Origin of the sequence: Bacillus sp. DX4.1, assembly GCF_030348195.1 — a bacterium.
GTDB lineage: Bacteria > Bacillota > Bacilli > Bacillales > Bacillaceae_G > Bacillus_A.
The window spans coordinates 839,107-862,455 of sequence record NZ_JAUCFT010000008.1 but is presented as its reverse complement, the minus strand read 5'-3'; the positions used below and the strand labels follow the sequence as shown (position 1 = coordinate 862,455).

20 protein-coding genes and 1 pseudogene are annotated in these 23,349 nt (G+C 36.0%); 11 read left to right on the top strand and 10 right to left on the bottom strand.

The window, feature by feature from the left end:
• Positions 1-273: 273 nt before the first annotated feature.
• The 7 genes from qoxA (at position 274) to QUF99_RS07275 (ending at position 7,170) form a co-directional block, all read left to right on the top strand.
• Positions 274-1,143, top strand: a complete 870-nt coding sequence (gene qoxA / locus QUF99_RS07305; RefSeq protein ID WP_289369265.1) for a cytochrome aa3 quinol oxidase subunit II — start codon at positions 274-276, stop codon at positions 1,141-1,143.
• A 33-nt stretch (positions 1,144-1,176) separates the two neighbouring features.
• Positions 1,177-3,111 carry a cytochrome aa3 quinol oxidase subunit I gene (gene qoxB / locus QUF99_RS07300; RefSeq protein ID WP_289369264.1) on the top strand — a complete coding sequence of 645 codons (1,935 nt, stop codon included), beginning with the start codon at positions 1,177-1,179 and terminating at the stop codon, positions 3,109-3,111.
• A 13-nt stretch (positions 3,112-3,124) separates the two neighbouring features.
• On the top strand, positions 3,125-3,727 hold the full coding sequence (gene qoxC / locus QUF99_RS07295; RefSeq protein ID WP_289369263.1) for a cytochrome aa3 quinol oxidase subunit III: 603 nt from the start codon (positions 3,125-3,127) through the stop codon (positions 3,725-3,727).
• Positions 3,728-3,729: 2 nt separating this feature from the next.
• Positions 3,730-4,041, top strand: coding sequence for a cytochrome aa3 quinol oxidase subunit IV (qoxD, locus tag QUF99_RS07290; RefSeq protein ID WP_289369262.1), 312 nt, complete (start codon positions 3,730-3,732; stop codon positions 4,039-4,041).
• Positions 4,042-4,291: 250 nt separating this feature from the next.
• Positions 4,292-6,121, top strand: a complete 1,830-nt coding sequence (locus QUF99_RS07285; RefSeq protein WP_289369261.1) for a monovalent cation:proton antiporter family protein — start codon at positions 4,292-4,294, stop codon at positions 6,119-6,121.
• A gap of 362 nt (positions 6,122-6,483) precedes the next feature.
• Positions 6,484-6,717 (top strand): DUF4022 family protein, encoded by a 234-nt coding sequence (locus QUF99_RS07280; protein ID WP_286123622.1) that lies wholly within the window; start codon positions 6,484-6,486, stop codon positions 6,715-6,717.
• A gap of 15 nt (positions 6,718-6,732) precedes the next feature.
• Positions 6,733-7,170, top strand: coding sequence for a GNAT family N-acetyltransferase (locus QUF99_RS07275; protein ID WP_289369260.1), 438 nt, complete (start codon positions 6,733-6,735; stop codon positions 7,168-7,170).
• Positions 7,171-7,233: 63 nt separating this feature from the next.
• Here the strand turns inward: QUF99_RS07275 and QUF99_RS07270 are convergent, their stop codons facing one another.
• The gene (locus QUF99_RS07270; protein WP_289369259.1) at positions 7,234-8,640 is read right to left on the bottom strand and encodes a radical SAM protein; all 1,407 of its coding nucleotides are present in this window, start codon (positions 8,638-8,640) and stop codon (positions 7,234-7,236) included.
• Complete coding sequence (locus QUF99_RS07265) at positions 8,630-9,385, bottom strand: prolipoprotein diacylglyceryl transferase (protein ID WP_289369258.1); 756 nt, start codon at positions 9,383-9,385, stop codon at positions 8,630-8,632. Before QUF99_RS07265 ends, QUF99_RS07270 begins: the two co-directional genes overlap by 11 nt.
• A gap of 101 nt (positions 9,386-9,486) precedes the next feature.
• Between QUF99_RS07265 and QUF99_RS07260 the strand changes: the two genes are divergently transcribed.
• On the top strand, positions 9,487-9,762 hold the full coding sequence (locus QUF99_RS07260) for a hypothetical protein (protein ID WP_289369257.1): 276 nt from the start codon (positions 9,487-9,489) through the stop codon (positions 9,760-9,762).
• A 49-nt stretch (positions 9,763-9,811) separates the two neighbouring features.
• Here QUF99_RS07260 and QUF99_RS07255 read toward each other — a convergent pair whose 3' ends face one another.
• Entirely contained in the window at positions 9,812-11,104 is a 1,293-nt protein-coding gene (locus tag QUF99_RS07255) for an NCS2 family permease (RefSeq protein ID WP_289369256.1), read from the bottom strand.
• A gap of 278 nt (positions 11,105-11,382) precedes the next feature.
• Between QUF99_RS07255 and QUF99_RS07250 the strand changes: the two genes are divergently transcribed.
• On the top strand, positions 11,383-12,777 hold the full coding sequence (locus tag QUF99_RS07250) for an amino acid permease (protein ID WP_289369255.1): 1,395 nt from the start codon (positions 11,383-11,385) through the stop codon (positions 12,775-12,777).
• A gap of 177 nt (positions 12,778-12,954) precedes the next feature.
• Here the strand turns inward: QUF99_RS07250 and QUF99_RS07245 are convergent, their stop codons facing one another.
• The gene (locus tag QUF99_RS07245; RefSeq protein WP_289369254.1) at positions 12,955-14,688 is read right to left on the bottom strand and encodes a DUF2339 domain-containing protein; all 1,734 of its coding nucleotides are present in this window, start codon (positions 14,686-14,688) and stop codon (positions 12,955-12,957) included.
• Positions 14,689-15,396: 708 nt separating this feature from the next.
• Here QUF99_RS07245 and QUF99_RS07240 point away from each other — a divergent pair.
• A complete protein-coding gene (locus QUF99_RS07240) occupies positions 15,397-16,782 on the top strand; it encodes a peptide MFS transporter (protein WP_289369253.1) in 1,386 nt (461 codons plus the stop codon).
• 33 nt (positions 16,783-16,815) lie between these two features.
• Here the strand turns inward: QUF99_RS07240 and QUF99_RS07235 are convergent, their stop codons facing one another.
• From QUF99_RS07235 to QUF99_RS07215, 5 genes are all read right to left on the bottom strand, one after another.
• Positions 16,816-17,451 carry a class A sortase gene (locus QUF99_RS07235; RefSeq protein ID WP_289369252.1) on the bottom strand — a complete coding sequence of 212 codons (636 nt, stop codon included), beginning with the start codon at positions 17,449-17,451 and terminating at the stop codon, positions 16,816-16,818.
• 96 nt (positions 17,452-17,547) lie between these two features.
• Positions 17,548-18,984, bottom strand: coding sequence for a choice-of-anchor I domain-containing protein (locus QUF99_RS07230; protein ID WP_289369251.1), 1,437 nt, complete (start codon positions 18,982-18,984; stop codon positions 17,548-17,550).
• A gap of 192 nt (positions 18,985-19,176) precedes the next feature.
• The gene (locus QUF99_RS07225) at positions 19,177-19,650 is read right to left on the bottom strand and encodes a DUF2178 domain-containing protein (RefSeq protein WP_289369250.1); all 474 of its coding nucleotides are present in this window, start codon (positions 19,648-19,650) and stop codon (positions 19,177-19,179) included.
• Positions 19,643-19,870 carry a helix-turn-helix transcriptional regulator gene (locus QUF99_RS07220; RefSeq protein WP_289369249.1) on the bottom strand — a complete coding sequence of 76 codons (228 nt, stop codon included), beginning with the start codon at positions 19,868-19,870 and terminating at the stop codon, positions 19,643-19,645. The genes QUF99_RS07225 and QUF99_RS07220 overlap by 8 nt, the downstream gene beginning before the upstream one ends.
• Before the next feature lie 108 nt (positions 19,871-19,978).
• The gene (locus tag QUF99_RS07215; RefSeq protein ID WP_289369248.1) at positions 19,979-21,238 is read right to left on the bottom strand and encodes a 3D domain-containing protein; all 1,260 of its coding nucleotides are present in this window, start codon (positions 21,236-21,238) and stop codon (positions 19,979-19,981) included.
• Between the two features lie 550 nt (positions 21,239-21,788).
• Between QUF99_RS07215 and QUF99_RS07210 the strand changes: the two genes are divergently transcribed.
• Positions 21,789-22,091 (top strand): antibiotic biosynthesis monooxygenase family protein, encoded by a 303-nt coding sequence (locus QUF99_RS07210; protein ID WP_289369247.1) that lies wholly within the window; start codon positions 21,789-21,791, stop codon positions 22,089-22,091.
• Positions 22,092-22,282: 191 nt separating this feature from the next.
• On the opposite strand, the pseudogene sph reads toward QUF99_RS07210, so the two are convergent.
• A pseudogene (sph, locus tag QUF99_RS07205) lies at positions 22,283-22,972 on the bottom strand (sphingomyelin phosphodiesterase); the annotation flags it as partial.
• Positions 22,973-23,349: the final 377 nt, after the last annotated feature.

Sequence of the window (23,349 nt, the reverse complement as noted above, 5' to 3'; positions counted from 1 at the left end):
ATATTACGCTATCTTACCTTATGATAAGATAGCTCTTTCTATTTTTTGGGTATTTTGGTATAACTTTATTTATCTTAAAATTTTTACAATCAAGATTTAGCACGGAAAATAGTTTACAATGTTATCAAGTTACAAATGATATTCACTGTAAATAGTGTGCATTTGTGTCTATTTTTTAACAATATCACGAAAACTATTGCCTTATATAAATTAATAGGTTTATATTGTTTTATTGGCATAGTTTCAATCCAAGGAGAAAGGAGATTTTCAATCGTGCAACTAAAGAAAGCGTCTTGGAAGTTGGCTTCACTTCTTCCGCTATCATTACTCTTGTTCCTCGGTGGATGTGAGAAAATCGCAGTATTAAATCCACAAGGACCTGTTGCAAAACAACAGTATGATTTGATTGTTTGGTCATTCATACTTCTACTATCGATCATTGTTATCGTATTCGTTTTGTTTACAATCATTTTGATTCGTTACCGTGAAAAACCAGATAATATGGACTATGAGCCACCTGATATACACGGTAATACTCTTTTAGAAGTTATCTGGACTATTTTCCCTGTTATTATCGTTATTGCACTAGCAATTCCAACGGTCAAAGCAACATATGCAACGGAAAAAGTGCCAGAACAATCAAAAGATCTTAAACCAGTTGAAATTTATGTTACATCTGCCAACTGGAAATGGTTATTCAGTTACCCAGAGGAAAAAATTGAAACCGTTAACTATTTGAACGTACCAGCTGGTGTACCAATCCAATTTAAGCTGACATCTGTAGGCCCAATGAACGCCTTCTGGATTCCAGAACTTGGTGGTATGAAGTACACAATGGATGGCATGATCATGGATTTATATTTACAAGCTGATAAACCAGGTTCTTACCTTGGTCGTAGCGCAAACTTCTCTGGTGAAGGATTTACTCACATGGAGTTTGAGCTCGAAGCAAAAACACAAGAAAATTATGACAAGTGGGTAAAAGAAGTAAAAGAAACTGCTAAACCACTGACAGAAGAAAAATACAATGAAATTATTAAACCTGGTGTAGTAGGGCGTATGACATTCTCTAGTCACCACTTAAGTTATGTAGATCCGAAATCACTTGAATATTGTGATTATAACTACTACACAAATAAGTAATAGCTACTATTCCAACAGATTGGAGTGAACACAGTGAAGCTTGATGAATTTTTTGTCACAGGTGATCCGATTATTTACGGAGCTGACGCCTCTATTGTTCTTGTGACATTAGCAATCCTTTTCGTACTGACAAAGTACAAAAAATGGAGATGGCTTTGGGATGAATGGTTAACGTCTGTTGACCATAAGAAAATCGGTATAATGTATATTATATCGGCAGTTTTAATGTTATTCCGTGGTGGTATGGATGGTTTAATGATCCGTGCACAATTAACATTCCCAGATACAACGTATTTAAACGCTGAACACTATAACGGTATCTTTACAACACACGGTACAGTTATGATTATCTTTATGGCAATGCCATTTGTTATGGGATTAATGAACGTTGTTGTACCTCTTCAAATTGGGGCACGTGACGTTGCATTTCCATTCTTAAATGCATTAAGTTTTTGGTTATTCTTTATTGGAGCAATGTTATTCAACATCGCCTTCGTTATCGGTGGTTCTCCAGACGCCGGATGGACATCTTACTTCCCAATGGCTGGTACAGAGTTTAGTCCTGGCGTAGGAAACAACTTTTATGCAATTGCATTACAGATTTCTGGTCTCGGTACGCTGATGACAGGGGTTAACTTCCTTGTTACAATCTTAAAAATGCGTGCGCCAGGCATGAAATTAATGCAAATGCCAATGTTTACATGGTCTATTTTAGTTACATGTGTCATCATTCTCTTTGCTTTCCCAGTATTAACAGTTGCTCTTGCATTAATGACATTCGATCGTCTATTTGATGCTCACTTCTTTACGATGGCGAGCGGCGGTATGCCAATGCTCTGGGCTAACCTATTCTGGGTATGGGGTCACCCTGAAGTATATATTGTTATTTTACCGGCATTCGGTATTTTCTCTGAGATTGTAAGTACATTTTCTCGTAAACGTCTATTCGGTTACAGTGCAATGGTGTACTCAATGGTCGCAATCGCAATCTTAAGTGGTCTTGTATGGCTGCATCACTTCTTTACAATGGGTGCAGGTCCAGCAGTTAACTCATTCTTCTCGATTTCGACAATGGCGATTTCGATTCCAACCGGTGTTAAAATCTTTAACTGGTTGTTTACGCTTTATAAAGGACGTATTCGTTTCACAGTTCCAATGCTTTGGACATTATCATTTATTCCAAACTTTGTAATCGGTGGAGTTACAGGTGTTATGCTTGCAATGGCAGCAGCTGACTATCAATACCATAACAGCTACTTCCTAGTTGCCCATTTCCACAACGTTTTAATTTGCGGAACTGTATTTGCGATGCTTGCAGGATTTACATTCTGGTACCCAAAAATGACTGGTCACATGTTAAATGAACGACTAGGAAAATGGACATTCTGGTTCTTTATGATTGGATACAACGTATGTTTCATTCCAATGTATTTCTTAGGTCTAGACGGTATGACACGTCGTATGTACACATACTCTGAGAACCTAGGATGGAACCTATTAAACCAAATTTCATCTGTTGGTGCACTAATGATGGGTATCGGATTCCTATTCTTATGCTATAACGTAGTTTGGAGCGCACGCCATGGTGAGCGCGATACAACTGGAGACCCTTGGGATGGCAGAACGCTTGAATGGGCAACTCAATCTCCAGTACAGCATTATAACTTTGCAAAATTACCAGAAATCACAGAGAGCGATATACTATGGCACATGAAGAAAACTGGTCAATCTATTACGCCAAAAGCGGATGAATTAACACCAATTCATATGCCAAGCAATTCTGGTGTTCCAATCATTATGTCTTGTTTTATCGGTCTTGCAGGTTTTGCATTAATATTTAGCTGGTTCTGGTTAGCAATTGTTGGTGGTATCGGTATGTTAGCTTGTATGATCTGGCGCTCGTTTGATTACGACGACGGATATTACGTTAGCGTAGACGAAATTAAAAAGACAGAACATGTTGCATGAGAGGTGAAACGAAATGGCAGCTTTAGATAAAAGCTTACCTCTAGAATATCAATCCGAACAAAGCAGATTGAATATTTTAGGGTTTTGGATTTTCCTTGGGGCTGAAATCGTGCTATTTGCAACGCTTTTCGCCTCTTACCTAGTACTTGCTGGTCGTACGGCCGATGGTCCTACTCCAGCTCAGCTGTTTGAACTAAAAACACTTTTAATTCAAACACTCCTACTTTTAACAAGTAGTTTTACATGTGGTATCGCAATTCATGAAATGCGTAAACACAATCAAAAAGCTACGTTAGCTTGGTTCATTTTCACCTTACTTTTAGGTGCAGGCTTCCTTTTCTTCGAGGTTGAAGAATTTATGGCTTATGTTGCAGAAGGCGCAACAATCCAAACAAGCGGTTTCTTATCTGGATTCTTCGTTCTTCTTGGAACACACGGTGCCCACGTAACAGCTGGTATCATCTGGGCAACTTGTGTTATTTTCCAAATTTTAAAACGAGGACTAACACCAGTTACAGCTCGTAAAGTATTTATTATCAGCTTATACTGGCATTTCCTTGATGTTGTTTGGATCTTCATTTACACACTAGTTTACTTGAACGGGATGGTGGCGTAATAATGGGACAAAACAATACACAAGCGAACGGACACGCTCATAGTGGTTTTCCGTGGTCACACGTTTTCGGATTTATTTTATCACTTGCATTAACGTTCCTTGCTTTATACGTAGCGTTATATACAAGTTTGCCACTTTCAACAATCTTAACAAGTATTATTGCAATGGCAGTGGCACAAGCAGCATTACAATTAGTTATGTTTATGCACATGAAAGAAGGAGAAGGTACAGCACAAACGATCACAATGGTATTCAGCTTTTTCATCGCTGCAGTAACTGTTGGTGGTACGGTTTGGATTTTCTTCTCTATGTAACATACTTTCAAAAGTCTGCTAGGACATTGTCCCAGCAGACTTTTTTTATTCTTCCCTCTTCCCTTCCTTATGCAATAAGTCAAACCCTTATATACATATCAAGGAAAATAAAGAATAAAAATGTAAACTATACTTATTGTGACAAATGTTAAGAAAACTCTTTCTTTATGGAATCGAATTCATATGCATTGCTTTTCTTCCTATAATATGGCTAAAATAAGTACTATATATTTTGAAGGGAGAGAACGCTATGGAACAACATTCTTCTGTTCTATCACTTATGATTGTCGTCGCAATCGCATTTTTCGTTCCTCTTTTGCTGCAACGCTTTAAGTTAAAAGCAATTCCTGTCGTCGTTGCAGAAATCATCGCAGGAATTTTTGTAGGAAAAAGTGGATTTAATGTTATCGAGCCGGATATGTGGCTCCAAGTCTTATCAACGTTAGGATTTATTTTCTTAATGTTCTTAAGCGGTTTAGAAATTGACTTTTCAATCTTTAAACAAAAAGGGAAAAAGAATACGAAAAATGAACCAAATACTTTCCAAGTAGCAAGTATTATCTTTTTATTTATTTTCGTATTATCCTATGCCCTATCTCTTGTATTCGTATGGCTTGGCTTTGTAGATAATGCCATGTTTATGACATTAATTATTTCAACCATTTCTTTAGGTGTTGTTGTACCAACACTAAAAGAAAACAATTTAGGAAAAACAGCAATCGGTCAGATTATTTTATTAGTCGCTGTTATCGCTGACTTAGTTACGATGATTCTATTGGCTGTGTTTGTCGGATTAAACTCCGAAAGCGGTCAGAGCATGTGGCTTCTTCTCGTTCTATTTGGCGCAGGTATTGTGATTTACTTTGTTGCAAGACGCTTTAAAAATATTCCATACTTAGAAAGCTTAAAGGCCGGAAGTGTTCAAATTGATACACGAGCTGTTTTTGCACTCATTTTAATTCTTGTTGGATTATCGGAATCCGTTGGTGCAGAAAACATTTTAGGGGCCTTTTTAGCAGGTGTGCTCGTATCCTTACTATCACCAAATGAAGATATGGTTGAAAAACTAGATTCCATCGGATATGGTTTCTTTATCCCAATTTTCTTCGTTATGGTTGGTGTGAATTTAGAAGTATGGTCTATTTTTAAAGAGCCTTCTAGTATGCTCATGATTCCAATATTAATTGTTGGACTGTTTATCTCAAAATTATTACCGTCGCTTGTACTGCAGAAATGGTACCCTCGTAACATCGTATTAGGTAGTGCTATTTTATTAACATCAACATTATCATTAGTAATCGCAGCAGCACAAATCGGTGAAAAATTAAATATTATTAGTCCTAGTCTTTCTGCTTCACTTATTTTGAGTGCAGTAATTACATGTATTTTTGCACCTGTACTATTTAAAAAGATGTTTCCAAAAGTAGAAATACCAAAGCCAAAAGTTTCTATTATTGGTGCAAGTCGTATTACACTTCCGTTATCACTTGATTTAAAGAGAGAAGATTACGATGTAACACTTTACATGATGCGTCAAAATAAAGTAAATACAGAAGAAGTAATCTCTCATGACTTCCCAATTGTAAAATTAGATACAATTTCTATCGAGGCATTAGAAGAACAAAAAGCGTTTGATGCAGATCGAGTTGTTGTTGCAACAAGTGATGATGAACAAAACCTTTTATTAGCGGGGCATGCAAAAGAATTAGATGTTGAACACGTCATTGCAAGTGTCGAAGATCCTCTTCTGCAAGAAAAAGCAACGCAAGAACATATTGCAGTGTTCTCAACCATTAACTCGACGCGAATTTTACTGCGTGCACTCATTGATAAACCTAGTCTCGTCCGTTTAATTACAACAGCAAATGAAACAGTGCGTGAAGTGGAATTACGTAACAATATATATAACGGTTTACCACTTCGTCGCCTTCCATTCTTAGGTGATGTGCTCATCATTCAAATTTACCGTGGTAATAAAGCAGTAGTACCACACGGTGATACAAAATTACAACATGGAGATACACTCCTCGTAACAGGCTCAAAAGAACATATTGATACAATGAAAAGCATACTAGAATAGTAGAAAGTTTCCCCTTTCAAAAGCGAAAGGGGGACTTTTTTTATACATACGCTGAAGGGAAATTGCGTAATAATCCCCCCTTCGTACCCTATATGAATCCATTTTGATTTTTCGACATATAAGCCGCGGCTATGGATAACAAAAGGTGACCTGCACTCGTTTTCTCTCTTTGTTTTCACTATGTCTGGGGTAGGAAAAGGAACTAACCGCTTCTATGCATGAACGGATGCTCTCTCCCACCTAAAAAGAAGGGTTTTATGTCGGTTTTTTAATTTGTATTTATATAGATCTTAATACCCCCAAAAAATTTATTAATATTCTTATTTTATCATGGTAAAATATTACTATCATGTAATACGGGGATGAATCACGATATGTCCATTTCAACTTTAGCTCTTTTTTTATTGGCAGAAGTACTTGTTGCTATTATTCTTATTGGTATAAGCATTGAAATTTTTAGTTATGGTTGGAAGAAACCAAATGGTACGAAATACTTTTGTATCTTTCTTTCTCTCCTTATTGGTACATGTAGTATATTAGGCCTTTGTGTTGCACCAGCCTATTTCTTTATACAACTTATCGATAAAGCAGTATAAGAAAGGAGTATTTATATGATCGAGATCCAGCTGATTGATGCCTCTCAAACATATAAACTGAGGAAAACTATTTTAAGACCAAAGCAAAGTATAGAAGACTGTAAATATTCGTCTGATTACGAAAAAAATTCGTTTCATCTTGGTGCCTTTCTACACAACGAACTAATTAGCATCGCTTCCTTTTCTCATGAATCACACCCTTCCTTACAAGGGGACCATCATTATCGTTTAAGAGGAATGGCGACAGTGCCCGCTTTTCAAAAACAATGCGTTGGCAGCTCATTAATTCATAGTGCTGAAGAAATACTACAAAAATGCCAAGCACAGATCCTATGGTGTAATGCAAGAATTACTGTTACAGATTACTATTCGCGACTAGGATTTCAAGGGTACGGTGAAATATTTGATCTGCCACCAATCGGACCTCATAAAGTAATGTATAAATCGTTATAAATGAAATCCCACTTCATGCCTATAGAAGTGGGATTTTACTTATCGCCTTACTTGAGGGAAGCTTTACTTTATAATCACTCTCTCTTCTTGTAGCTCTTTTAAATATTCTTCCTTCTCATCTCGATAAAACAAATTATACGTATCAAATGGAATAATTCTTCCATCTGGATGTACAATATGTACACATGATTTTTTGACAGAACGTATATCTAAATCATAATTATCCATAAATTTCATAATTAACACACGAAATACATTTTCATAGCCAATACCTGTCGGAAAGCTCACTTTCGGTAAACAGCACAATAATTCTTTTAATGAATCATAGCCACTTTGTGGTGAATGATTTAAACTAAATAACTTAAAAATTTGCCCTTTTAATTGATCATCATTTTCGAAAACAATCGTATTACGGTTCCCCTCTAATAAAATGTTTCGGTCAATCATACTTGTCAGTGGAAAAATCGATCCATTTAACTTTAATGCATATCCCATCGCCAAACTATCTGGATGACAAGGAACCGGAATGATATCATCATCTGTAAATAAAGAAGATTGTTCAATAATCATTTGTCTTACTTCACTTAAGGTCAATCGATTCGTTTCAGGATCATAATCTTCTGTTCGTCCCGCTTGTTGAATTGGCTGAAATGTAACACCTCGTACACATTTTTGTTGTACTGCGTATTGTAATATCTCTCCTATTTCTTTATCATTCACTCCTTTTTTCAATGTAACGACAAGGGTTGTAGAAATATTATATTCATTTAATTTCTCAATCGCTTTTCTTCTTATTTCTCGTAAATCCGCTCCGCGTAGTTCTTGGAGCGCTTCTTTCTCAAAACTATCAAACTGTAAATATATTTCAAATCCAGGCGTATATTTTGCTAGTTTTTCAACAAATGTAATATCTTGTGCAATTCGTAAACCATTCGTATTAATCATAATATGTTTAATCGGTTTTTGTTTTGCAATCGTTAATATATCAAAGAAATGAGGATGAAGAGTTGGCTCACCACCGCTAATTTGAACAACATCTGGATTTTTTTCATTTTTTACAACTGCATCTAACATCATCTCTACGTGCTCAACTGTTCTCCATGTTGTCCGTTTGGGTGATGATTCCGCATAACAAATTGGGCACTGTAAATTGCATGCATCTGTAATTTCAATAATACTTAAACAGCTATGCTGTTCATGATCTGGACAGAGCCCACAGTCGTAGGGACAACCATATTTTATAGGCGTATTCCAGCGATACGGCATTTCGCTTGGCTTAATAAACTCACGACATTGCTTATAGTAAGCAATGTCTGTTGAAATAAGCACTTTTTCTCGGCCATGCAGCATACAATGCTTTATCAGATAGACTTTCTCATTTTGTATAATGATTTTTGCTTCTACTTTCCGTAAGCATTTAGAACATACACTACTTGTTAAGTCATAATATAAATAGTCTCTATTTGGCATGCTGTCTTTCCCCTCTTCTCTTTTTTATGACTAACACCACGTAATAACAAACGCCAAGAATACAAGCCCATTGAATCGCACTTAACTGCACATATAACTTATCTGTTGGCTTTAGCCATTCAACCCAAAAACGAAAAGTTAAATATGCCAACATAAAAGCTTGAAAAATGAAGCCGTCCCACGGTTTGTATCTACTTAGCCAAATGCAGCAAATCATAATGATAAATAAAAAGCCCATCTCATATAATTGTGTTGGATGCCTAAATATTCCATCTCCAAAATCAATTCCAACTGGCCATGTTGTTTGTATGCCTACCGTTTCATCTCCAATACCAGTTAAAAAACAACCAATTCTCCCAATTGCAATTCCGAGCACGAGTGGAATAACCATATCATCTCCTGTTGATTCTGTATGACCGACCATTTTTTTCACACTTTCTACACCAATAAGCCCGCCAAGTAAACCGCCTACAATGGTTTTCCCCTGAATCAAGCCTTGCCAGCCATTCTCTGTTATTACTCTCTGCGCCTGAAGAAGATGCTCAAACGTCGCCAAAAGAATGGCACCAAGAAAAGCGCCAAATATAGCACCTAAAAAGATGAATAGCGCTTTCGCTTCTGGAATCTTTTCTTTTCGGCGACTTTTTAAATAGAAGCGGAACCCGATAAACATGCCCAGAGATTCGAAAATAGCATGTGGATGTAGTTTCATTCCAAATACATGTAAATAAACTGGAAAATCCATATAATTATACCTTTCTCACATCTATTCTCTTCCTTTAACCATACATATATTGTAAAATATTATTTATTATAAAACAATTCTGAATTTTATGGAGGGATTTTATGAATGATGCAAACTCCCCTAAAAAAACTCGTCCTTTTCAACAGTGGATGATTGGATTTGCTGTTACATTTCTAGCCCTCATTCTATTATTTGTCTTTCTTATTCGTTGGATTGATATTGCATTTGTTATTGTAGTAATTTCTTTACTATCATGGGGAGGATATGAAGCATACCGAGGGAACCCTTTTATTGTATTAGGAATTATTAGCACACCGTTTATCCTAGGATTCGTACTCTTTATTATTTGCGGTGGATTCTTGATATTCTCTGCATAAGCCTAAAAGCAAAAAACCTTCCATATGTACGGAAGGTTTTTCTATTTCATTATAAAAATAAATGACACCCAAACAAAATGGCAAAGAAATAAAGAAGCGGATGAACTTCCTTCCCTTTCCCTTTCACGATCTTTAAGATTGGATAAATTAAAAACCCAAGTGCAATCCCATTTGCAATACTGGATGTTAACGGGATTCCTACAAAAATTAAGAATGCTGGTAATGCATCTTCAAATTCATTCCAGTTGATATCACGAATACTTTGTGCCATTAGACTACCAACAATAATTAATGAAGGGGCTGTAATTGCCGCTACACTTGATAATGAAGAAATGACAGGACTAAAAAATGCGGTCACAATTGTTAAACAGATTACCACTATACCTGTTAATCCTGTCTTACCACCCGCTGCAATCCCAGCGGAAGATTCAATTGTTGCGGCCGTCGGACTTGTTCCAAACACCGCTCCTGTCGTACCACCGATTGCATCGGCAATAAACGCTTTACCAAAACGTTTTTCGGCGTTATCTGCATTTAAACCCGCTTGTTTAATAAGCCCGAGCAATGCTCCTGTTGTATCAAATAAAAGAACGAGTAAAAATGAGAATACAACACCATATAGTCCATATTCAATCACATCAGAAACTGCAGTAATTGGATTTGAAACAATGAGTCCTTCTGGTAAATGCGGAAGTGCTACAAGCTTATCTTCAAATTTAAGTTGCCCTGAAAAAAAGGCAATGATGCCTGTTACAACCATACTAATAAATAGAGCGCCACTCACACGTAATGCCATCAATATTGCAGCCAATGCCAAACCAATTAGCGTTAATATAACCGCTGGTGAATGAAAATCTCCCATTGTAACTAAATTAGATGGATGATCAACAATAATACCAGATAAGCGAAGACCAATAAAAGCAATAAATAAACCAATTCCACCTGCAATCGCATGTTTTAAACTATCTGGAATCGCCACAATGAGCTTTTGACGAAATGATGTAAACGATAGTAAAAGAAAAATAATACCTGTTACGAATACTGCAGAAAATGCAATGACATATGTAATGCCCTCCGCTTGCTGCACAACCGAATAGGCAAAGTACGCATTCATTCCCATTGCAGGAGCAATGACAATCGGATAATTCGCTAAAAATGCCATACATAATGTTCCGACAACTGTTGCAATAATTGTTGCCGTAAATGCTTGATCAAAGGGTACACCTGCATCAGACAATATTTTGGGATTGATGACGAGAATATACGCAAATGTAAAAAACGTTGTGATACCAGCTAGAATCTCTTGCTTCACAGAGGTATTATACTTTTGTAATTGGAACATACTTAGGTACCCTTCCTACACGATGAATTGTTATCACACATTCTTTTCGTACTATTATGCGAGAAAATGTAATACTTAATCTTACCAATCAATAAAAAGAAGAGTCAATATACTCACTAATAGTTCGAATTTTAAGTTTAGTTTTAATATTTCCAGATATAGTACAGCGAATCTTGTTGTTTTTTGTAGCATAACAGCGCTAAATGTTTTATAATTTAAAATAGTTTCATATGTTGCAAACGCATTCAAATATTTTTCATTCTACAAGGAGGCTTTTTATGAAGCACACAAACAAACCAGAAACTTTAAACCGCGGTTTAAAACAACGACACATTACATTGATGTCACTCGGGTCTGCCATCGGAGTTGGTTTATTTTTAGGATCTGCTACTGCTATTAAACTAGCTGGACCTTCTATTTTACTAGCTTATATGATTGCTGGCCTTGTTATCTTTTTCATTATGCGTGCCCTTGGTGAGATGGCAATTGAACAACCAGTTGCCGGTTCCTTTAGTAAATATGCACATGATTATTTAGGCCCACTAGCAGGTTATATCACTGGGTGGAACTATTGGTTTTTATGGGTTGTTACTTGCATGGCTGAAATTACTGCCGCTGGTATTTATATGGAGTTTTGGTTCCCAGACATTCCACGCTGGATTTGGGCGTTGATGGCTCTCATATTAATGACTGCATTCAATTTTCTATCTGTAAAAGTATTCGGTGAGCTTGAATTTTGGTTTGCTTTAATCAAAATTGTCACAATTATCTGTATGATTGTAGTTGGTGCAGGAATTATTATATTCGGCTTCGGCAACGGTGGCGTAGCAACAGGAATTTCAAACCTTTGGTCACATAACGGATGGTTCCCAAATGGTGTTTCTGGACTACTTCTATCTCTACAAATGGTTTTATTCGCTTACTTAGGAGTTGAACTCATTGGTGTCACAGCAGGAGAAGCACAAAATCCAAAGAAGACACTAGCAAAAGCAATTGATAACGTATTTTGGCGTATTTTACTTTTCTACGTCGGTGCACTGTTCGTCATAATGGCGATTTATCCGTGGAATGAGATTGGCGAAAAAGGAAGCCCATTTGTATTAACCTTCCAACAAATTGGAATTGCAAAAGCAGCTGGGATCATTAACTTCGTTGTCTTAACAGCAGCACTTTCTTCTTGCAACGGCGGTCTATTTAGTACAGGCCGTATGTTATTCACATTGGCACAGCAGAAAAAGGCACCTGAAAAGTTCGGTCGTTTAAATAAAAATGGCATTCCAAGCAAGGGAATTTTAGCAACTGCTTTTGTCTTACTCGTTGGTGTTATTTTAAACTATCTCGTTCCAGCAAAAGTATTTACGTGGCTCACAAGTATTTCAACATTCGGAGCAATTTGGACATGGGGCATTATTTTAGTAACACAAATACGCTTCCGCCGTGGATTATCAGCACAATCGGTACAAAAATTAACGTATAAAATGCCGTTGTATCCATTAAGTTCTTATCTTTCACTGGGCTTTCTTTCTCTAGTGTTAGGAATTATGGCCTATTCCACCGATACACGTATCGCTTTAATTGTTGGGCCGATTTGGTTAGTTGCATTAGTGGTTGTATATTACATGAAGGGATTTCATAAAACAGATACATCAAAATCCCCTTCAAAAGTTGGATGACTTGTACTCTCTATGAAACTTTTATAAGCATAGATCCCTTCCTTGAAATAAGGAAGGGATTTTAATTTGTTACACAAATATTTTCCAACAAATTTCTTATTTAATTTACAAAGAACCAAGGTTCCCTGAAAAAACAATAAAAAAAGCAATCCAAAATGGATTGCTTTTTTATCACTACTATTTTTCTTTTGAGAAAAACATTCTAGAAATGACAATTCCTAATCCACCAACAAGCAAGAATAATATTGCCCGAATCAGCATAGATACTTCTGGTAAATCTAGGAAAAATAATTTTCCAACCGTCACTACTAATACGACTAATCCCGCATATAATATTTCATTCATTCTTCTATTCCGTCCAAACCAAACTAAAATTAATGCGTATATCATCCAGAAAAGTGATACAGATACGTTAATGATACTGCCATTTGTAGAAAGAAGCTCACCTATTCTAGTAATTGTAATAAATACAAGTACCATAAAACCATACAACGTAATAGAGTACACTTGTTTTCCGAAATGCTGCAACATTTGTTTCGCTTTAATCATTCCGTAATAAAATGTTCCAATTAATATAAGATGTGCAACAAAGGCTGCTGACATAAATGTATCAAATGGACTTGCAATTGTTTGAATCATACCAATCGCATAAATGACAGCACTGATATACAACTTAATTTCTTGCTTCAATTTCACAGAAGTAGCAACACCAAGGAATCCTTGTAACATTAACACAATTGCTGCATTTACTAGACTACATTCATATAAAATTGCTAAACTAAACGATCCCATCGCAAGGCCGAATAAAAAATCTGTAAATGGTGACTTCTTATTTTTCATATATTCAGCTGCAAACATAACTAAATGTAGAATTGTACTAATAAATAACCCCCATGTTGTAAAGTCTGGAATTTTGGCAATCGCCATAATAAAAAAGAGAGCATTGACACTAAATATTGCAATTCTCTGCTGGTAAATAAACTGTCGGTCTATATACATATGCCAGAAAAGTATAAAATGAATAAGCCCATAAACAATTGTTAATTGCCCTTGCAAATGTCCTAATCCTATTGACATAACAGCGAAAAAGATAAACGTTACAAATACAGAAACACCGTAAGAGATCATGTATAAATATTTATACCGATTTTTATACGCATGCCACAATAAACTAATTGTTAATACTGTCTCATATCCAAAGAATATAAATGGGTTCGGTGTTGTGCTATTTAATAAGAACGGAACGAAAAAGGCACCCACCGCTACAAATATAGCAAGATATTCTGATTGATATCTTTTGGCAAAGTAAATACCCATTACAATCCAAATAATATTCAATACAAATGCGATACTTGCAGGAAAGAAGTTATACAGGTAATGTGCAGCAAATGTCGTTAAAACAATACCTGTAATACTCCCTCCAACTAGTACTAACCCGAGTGCTTGGCGCTCCTGTTTCATTTGTTTATCACCTATATAAAACAAACCAACTGATAACAAAGTACCAAATATGATGCGGATTGGTGGTGTAAGTAACCCTGTATCTACCCCTGCTTTAAATAACCAGATGACTCCCAGCAACATAATGGCAACGAAAATACGTGGTAACCATGTTTGACAAAATTTTATAATATCAAACGGCTCGGGCTTAAAAGCAGATATATCTACTTGTTTCACTTCTAATTTTTCTTTGCTTCCTTGCGTAACGCTGTTCTCTTCTTGTTGCACAGTCGGCACCGTAATATTGACTTCTTGCTCCTGTTCAGTAGGCTCCTGTTTGTTCAGTTCAATTACCTGGACCTGTTCTTCTTCCATTGCCTTTTGCTGTACCTTTAACTCATAAAGCGCCTCTTGGATCGTATCAATTGCTGTTTCAAGCGCTTCTATTTTTTTGTTAAGATCCTGTTTCATTCGCTCCCTCCTTTAATCATGCTGCTTAAAAATCGATATCCACCCTATTGGTAAAATTATCAATTATCTATATCATACTCTTAATCTATTCATTCTTTAAGAAAATTCTGTATGAATTTTCCCTCGTCTATGAAAAAACTCTTTTTACTCTGTACAATTAAAGAGATATGAGCAGTGTTTTTGTTCTTAAAAACACTATACTTATTGGTATATTACTAGTCCGAAAGTGGTGTATTTTTTTGTCTTTATAGACCTCTTTATAACCTCATTTCCTGCTACAACAAAACATATAAAGTGAAACTTCCCTCTCTCATAGGAGGGCTTTCTACCCATTACTCTAGGCAAACATAGTCCATAATCTATCATAAAAAAATACCTTCTTCTATATCTATATAAATCCATTTTGATTTTTCGACATATAAACCGCGGCTATGGATAACAAAAGGTGTCCTGTACTCGTTTTCTCTCTTTGTTTTCACTGTGTCTGGGGCAGGAAAAGGATCTGACCGCTTCTATGCATGGCCGGATGCTCTCTCCCACCTAAAAAGAAGGGTTTTATGCCGGTTTTTTACTTTGTATTTATATACTTATGGTTTCCTATTTCTTCTGAAAAATCGACCTTTATTGACTTTCAATAGTTAATAAAGTAAACTATTAAACATATAAAACTATTAACTTTGTTTTTGTTTTTGTCAGGAGGGAACAAATATGGAATCAGCGATACAACTTGAGAAAAAACAACAAAAAAACAAGAAGCATCCTCCAGGTTTATACTTACTCTTCTTTACAGAAATGTGGGAAAGATTTAGTTACTATGGATTACGAGGATTATTAACACTATATTTAACAACTGCTTTAGTAAGCGGTGGTCTTGGGTTTAGTACAGGCTGGGCACTTTCTATCTACGGCTTTTATACAGGAGCTTGTTATTTCACACCATTAATCGGTGGATTCTTAACAGACCGTTTTCTTGGTAGACGCTTAGCCATTACTATAGGTGGTATTGCAATGGCAATCGGGAACCTTACACTATTTTCCTTGCAAAACCAAGTCGGACTATACCTCGGATTAGCGCTTATTATTATCGGTAACGGTTTCTTCAAACCAAATATTTCTACGCTTGTTGGAGAGCTGTATGAAGAACATGATCCAAAGCGTGATAGTGCATTTACGATTTTCTATATGGGTATTAACGTTGGTTCATTTTTAGCTCCACTCGTTTGCGGGTTTTTATCAGAAAATTTATTCAAAACAACAGTAGACGGTGTTGTTCATTACGGTTTCCGCTACGGCTTCTTAGCTGCTTCAATCGGTATGATTATTGGACAAATTTTATTCACAACACTATCTAATCGATTCCTTGGCGATATCGGTAAAAAACCGACAAGAGATTTACAAACAACATCAGGCAACCAAACAGCTGGTAATACACCCTTAACAAAAAAAGAAAAACAGCATACAGCAGTTATTGTTATCTTAACTTGCTTCGTTGTCTTCTTCTGGGCTGGCTTTGAACAAGCTGGTAGCTCATTAACATTATATACAAACAAATTTGTCGATCGTTCTGTGTTCGGATGGGAAGTTCCAACATCTTGGTTCCAATCGGTCAACCCATTGTTTATTATTTTACTTGCACCTATTATTTCAGCACTATGGGCAAAACTTGCTACAACCAAACGTGGTGATTTAAAAATCCCAACCAAAATGGGACTCGGTATGATTCTACTCGGAATCGGTTATATGATTCTTGTCATTGCCACATTAAAAACAGGTAGTAACGAGCACAATATTACAGAACAAGCAAACTTACTCTTTATCGTCTTTACGTACTTATTTCACACGTTAGGTGAATTGTTCTTATCCCCTGTCGGATTATCAATGGTTAGTTCCCTTGCACCAGTCAAACTTGCCTCTTTACTAATGGGCGTTTGGTTAGCAAGTACCGGCGTGGCTAACATTTTAGGTGGCCAACTAGCTAGCTTTACAACTTCACTTGGATATTCAGAAGTATTTGCTGTCATTGGAGCTGTAGCCATTTTCTTAGGCTGTGTCTTATTATCAATTTCAAAAAAATTAGTAAAATGGATGGACTAAAAAAGATGAGGGAAAAATCCCTCATCTTTTTTATTAACCGTTTATTTTCTTCGCCTGTACAAAATCTCCAGCGACAACATAGCGCTTCGAATTATCTAACACAGACACGCATGTAACAAGCGTTACTTCATCTTTCCCGTGATCTTCAACAACTTCCCACTTATCAGGTGTTACTTCTGAAACACTTTTAACAGTATACTCATATTTATTCTCATTATCATACAAATAAATTTTGTCTTCCTTTTTTAATGTTGATAAGTCGCTAAACAAGACACCTTTTTTTGACATATTATGTCCTGCTAACGCATAATTTCCTTTTCCCATTTCTTGCTTATCTTTTACAGTTGCTGCTCCTGATAATAAGTTCTTCTCAGTTGAAGCATTTAAAATTGGCATTTCTAATGAAATACTTGGAATAGATATGCGCCCAATTACTTGTTTCTGATCTAATGATGCATTCGCTACTTCCGCTAAATCTGGTTGTTCAATTTGAGAAGCATCCACAAACTTTGTTTCTTGTTGTTGATATTCCATCTTCTGAACAGTTTGCACATTAGCTGTTTGCTTCTTTTCCGCCTTATATCCGTCATAAAATGGCTTACCAATTAGCACGCCACCTGTAACAAATAGAACGATTGCTAGTATACTATACACTTTTCGCTTATTCATTCTTCAAATCCTTTCCCCTACAGCATCTTACTTCTATATAAAATGATAAAATAAGATTGCAATATGTACAAGTATAATACCGAAAGGAAATGAAATTTATTGATTTATATGATAAAAGCTCAAAACACCATCCACTTCATCTGCACTCACAAATAGATCCCGATTATTTATTTTATGAATCCCTTCTGGTGCTGCTCCAGCTGATGGTCCAAGTCCGATATAAACCGGGAACATTGGGATAGTCATATCGAAAAACAATACCGCATTTGCTCTTTCAGCAGCCACTGCTAAAATTGGATTTCCTTTTATTATACCAGTAGCTACATTTTCTACTTCACTTCCGCGATTTTCGCTTCGGGTATCAGGATATAAACCAGCTGCTGCTACTTTTTCATCAATGAGATGCATACTATCGTACACAAGAGATCCAGCTGGACTCCACACAGAAATATTTCTTCCACCTGATTTCACATCATCTTTGAATTCATTTTTATCAAGGTCCCCTTCATTAGCGGTAATTAAAAATCGTCCAGATGGATCCCACGTTACACCATCTGGCTCTAAGCGTGCTGTCATATCATCTTGAAACGATACAACACCATCCTTTTTCACATCAGCTTTATGTGTTGTCGTCCCAAGACCAAATATATTCTCAATCCGTTTTTCTGCGATATTTACAATTGCCACTGCATTATTTTCTTGTAAGGTAATAGCTGCCTTGTCCCCTTTTGGACTAATTGCTACATACTCTGGTTGCGGGTCATGCTTATAGATTGCTCCGTTACCGACGTGACTCATATCAAGTGAAAGTTCTACATGCTCCCCGTGTAATACATCGCCATTAGGGAATGTAATTATTGAAATACTTCCTGGACGCTTTGTTTTTTTCATATTTACTTCATTATCATCATTTGGATCATTTTCTTCATCTTCATTACAAATAATAAGCGTTCTCCCATCTGCTGATAACGCCACCGAATCCGGCCCTACGCCTACTTCATATGTTTTCACAACTTGATGCACTGCTAAATCTATCACCGCTACTTGTCCTTTATTTGCATGATATAAGTTATCCTCATTCCGAAAAGCAGCCAATGCATATTTACCATCTGGTGTAACAGTTACACTCGTTACTTCTGCTTCTGAATGAATTTCTTTAAAACTCACGGCCCCTAGCACTTTTATATTCTCTAAATCTGCAATCGATAGGATACGAATTTGTCCTAAGTCCGCTTCCGTAACAACTAATGTATTACCGTCAGGTGTAGACGCTGTAATTTCGGCCTTCCCGCTTGGCATTTGAAATGAAGCAACTCGATCAATTTTGGTATCCTTATGTTTTTTACTAATAAAGCTCGTCACCATCTGTTCCACTTTCTCACGATACGCTGGATTAGAAAGGCTTCCCTTTGGCAAAACCTCCATTTTATTCACGAACTGCTGCGGGTCCTTGTCTATCATTTCCGCACTTACAGGATTATCTGTCCAGATTATACTTGCGATCATACCACTGCATAACAATGCTTTTTTCATTTCTCCAATCCCCCTTGTTCGATACATCTATGTCTATCATAAAAACCATTTGTAAACCCTTACCGTTGTATTCATTAAGGTTTTGTAAAAAATAGGATGCATTATAGCATGGTAGACAGAAAGTGAAACTTTGATCAATGGGGTATTATTGTCCTCAAATAGCGGGATAAAAAAGACGTGCGCCGCACGTCTTTAAGCAATTTTATTTCGGTATAGTGAAACATGAAATACCGTCATTTGAATAAAGAAAATAAAAAACAAGATATATAGTGGGTATTCTGGAAGATATAAATTTACAACAGGAGAAAAAGTCAAGAATCCAATAGCACAAGGTAAAACATACCACAATGAAATAAAAGTAGTACGACACGCTTTCGCAGTAATTACTTTCTCACGTTCATCCTCCTGTGGAAACAATAAAGGATACATCCAAAATGATAAGGATTTATATTTTTTCTTTTGTACTTTGTAAAAGAACGTTGATACAACCGCTACAATCAATAGCACTAAGAACGGTATCGCATTTATTGATACCTCAAATGGTACTTTCTCAGTTCGAATGATATTGGCAAGTTCCATAACAGCATAATAGAGTTCGATAAACGCCCAACTGGCCAATCCAATCAACAACACATTCACCACATACGAAAGAACAATCCTATTCATCCTCTTCTCCCTCCTTATTTAAAATAAACACATCCTCCATCTTTAAATCAAACACATCACAAATCGTCAGTGCTAATAATAACGATGGAACGTAATCACCCTTTTCAATTGCTGCAATTGTTTGCCGCGTTACGCCAACCTTTTCAGCTAATATGCTTTGTGTAAAGTTAAAACGAGCTCGCAGTTCCTTTACTCTGTTGCAAATGGTCAAATTTACCACCTCTCACCATCATTGTATGCTAAACTTCACAAAATGTAAACTCAACTTAACATTTTGTTTTTTAAAAAATCCAACCTTACAACATGTAAAGTTGGATTTTGTTTCAAATTATAAAATTACTACACGAACTTGTTTTCTACCCCAAGCACTAGATGAACCCTTATCTGGCATTAACACATCAATTCTATGTCCTTTAATATCGCCACCAGTATCTCCAGCAATTGCTGTTCCATAACCTTCAACATATACACGAGAACCTAATGGAATAACCCTTGGATCGACAGCAATTAACTTCATTCCTGGGTTTGCAGTTAAGTCATGTCCCATTGCAGAATGCACATGTTCTCCTGGTTTATAGCCATTTTCTAATGGATCAGCTGTATAAGCAGTCGCTTCTACATAAATTTCACGTCCACCTGGAGATGGCTTAGAATCTGGCTGAGGAGCAGCTGGCTCTGGTTTACTATTGCTCTCAGGTGCAGTTGGCTGAGGAGCTGGTGCTGGCTGCTTGTCAGCTTTCGCTTCTTCTCTTGCCTTTGCTTCTTCTTCTCTGGCAACTTTCGCTTCTTGCTCTGCTTTTACACGAGCTTCTTCAGCTACTCTCGCAGCTTCTTGTTCACGTGCAATTGTTTCTTGTACATTTTTCATATCCGTTTCGATTTTTGCTTTTTCTTGTTCAGCAAGGTTAATTTGACTTGCAACTTGATTATATTTCGCTTGCACAACTTGTAAATTTTCTTGACGTTTCTTCAAGTTTTCTTGCAAGTCAGCTTGTGCTTTTGCTAATTTTTGTTTGTCTACTCCTAAAGATTCCTCTTTTTCGTCAATTACTTTTTTATCTGCTTCAATTTGACGAAGATCCTGCTCTTGTAGATGTAAAATTTCTTTATCTGCTTCTAGAATCGTAGAAACTGCATTCATACGTTGTAAGAAATCAGCGAAATTTTTTGATTCTACAACAACTTCTACTACTAAACTCGTATTTGAGCTATTTTGAACAGAGACCATACGTTTTCTCATAATATCTTTACGAGCAAGGACTTTATCCTCTAAAACGATAATCTCCTTCTTTTTTTGCTCAATTTGTTTGTGCGTTTCATCGATTTTACGTTGAAGAGCACCCTGCTCTTCTTTATTTTTTGTAATTGTATTATTTAAACTATGTAGTTCGTTTTCGATACCTTGAATTTCCTTATTAACAGCTTGCTTTTCTTGTTCCTTTTGCTGAATATCATTGTTATTCTGCTGCAATTGCTGTTGCATGTTGTCTAATTTCTCGTCGTTTGACTCAGCTTTTACAGCGACTGTACTAGAAAGACAAATAATTCCTGCTAATACTAGACTACTGATACGCTTAAAATAGTTCATAATCCGACTCCCTTCTCTTACAGTTATACATGATTTATTTTACAGTTTGTTTACAAACTCATTAAATACAGTTTATTTTTCATGAAAAATAATGAAAATAACCTAAAAAATGTAATGAATTCTTAACTTTTAACAAATTGTACATGTGTAAATCTTATTTGAAATAAGATTTGAATATTAGAAACAACAGATTACAGGAGATTGAAAAGATTGTCAAATGCTACAGAATGTGACTATGACTAAAAACAATCATTTGACAGCAAACAACAAATTACCACAACTACATACTAAAATACTTCTCTTTCTATTGTGTCATTGTCGGTGTACTAACAATTTTATTCCTATAAGACGAAAGAGTTATCTTTATCCCGCATTAACGAGCAGAAATGAGGATACATCTTTTTTATTTCATAAATATCCGTCTATTTGTAAAAAAATGTCGTCTTCCTTTTATTTACTTTAAATTTTCAGAATAGTATAATATTTATACACGATGACTAAAATAGAATATCAACTTTCATTCACTACAAATAAAAAAAGAGGTGCAATCATGTTTATTGTTACAAAACTCCTTCATATGAAATTTGGCCATGAAACTAAAATGATACATTCTCTACAAAACTACTATCCATCTTCTGGCACATATGGCTTTATTAATCTAGAATTTTCCCGCACCAAACGTACCGAACATGGGAACGAATATATGATTCGTATGCTATGGAAGACACAAGAAGATTACCATGAATGGATTTCTCAAAAAAAAGAAGCAACTACGGTAACTTGGAATCAACAATTCCAGAGTTATATTCTCTCTTCCAAGTCCAATGCTTCTCATGTGAAATATCCATATTAAGAAAGCAACTTGCTGTAAAATTACAGCAGGGGGCTTTCTACTATTTATTATATACCTTCTTTTCTTGACAATATAAACGAATGACATGTGTATGAAATAAATCGTGTGTTAAACGAATAATTTAGAAAGAAAACGGTATTTTCCTTTTTCTACACAAAAAAGTCCCTTCTGAATCGAAGGAACTTTTGTAACTATTTCATAGAAATGGTTGCCTCTACTGGATAATGATCAGAATAATCATCATACGTATATGTTTGCAACCAAGAAGAAACCGACCACTCTGGTGATTTCGGTTTCAACACTTTATTATCCACATATTCAGGCTGAGCGTGGTCTTTATCCACAATAATATAATCTAAATATTCCGCTGGTGCGGTTGGGAAGTTATATTTTGCAATACTATTGGTCTTGGCATCCCAAGTTGCTGTATGTCCTGTATAAGAAGGGACATTCGCATGTAATGTTCTAAACATAGAAGCGTATTCAGATGTATTACCAGCATCATTGGGATTTCCGCTATTTATTTTATTGACATTCAGATCTACACCAATTAACACATATTCATCCACTGGGATATTTTTATTTTTAATAAATTCTTGTACCTCTTTCAATTGTGCAGTACGCACAGATGATGGTGATGTTGGCCAACACAGTTTATCTTCTGCTTGTAAGTGTGTACCAATGACATGAACAAAGCGATCATTTTTCTTAATCTTTGCATATACAAACCCTTTATTTGATTGGCCGTCTGGTCCACATCCTTTTTCAAAAACATATTAAATTTTTTCAACAATGGGCCATTTACTAACGATCGAAACTCCACCATCTTCTGGGACTTTTGATGAATAATAACCTAATGTCTTGTCCCATTCACTTCCGTTAAAATCCTCCATTTATAGTTAAGTTATTTAGAACATGTAGTTAGGATCCTATGATGTCAATTGGTTAACCTACGCTTAGAATATCCACCCTTCAAGAAATTTCTATCATTAAATTAAAATATATAAATGTTAATATTATTATAACTCTATACATTGTGAATATAATAATATGATTCAATTGAATTGTAATAGAAAAGGGTTAACTTTATACAAAGAAACAGCTATATAAATCCATTTTGATTTTTCGACATATAAGCCGCGGCTATGGATAACAAAAGGTGACCTGCACTCGTTTTCACTTGGCATGGGGCAGGAAAAGGATCTGACCGCCCCTTATGCATGACCGGATGCTCTCTCCCACCTAAAAAGAAGGGTTT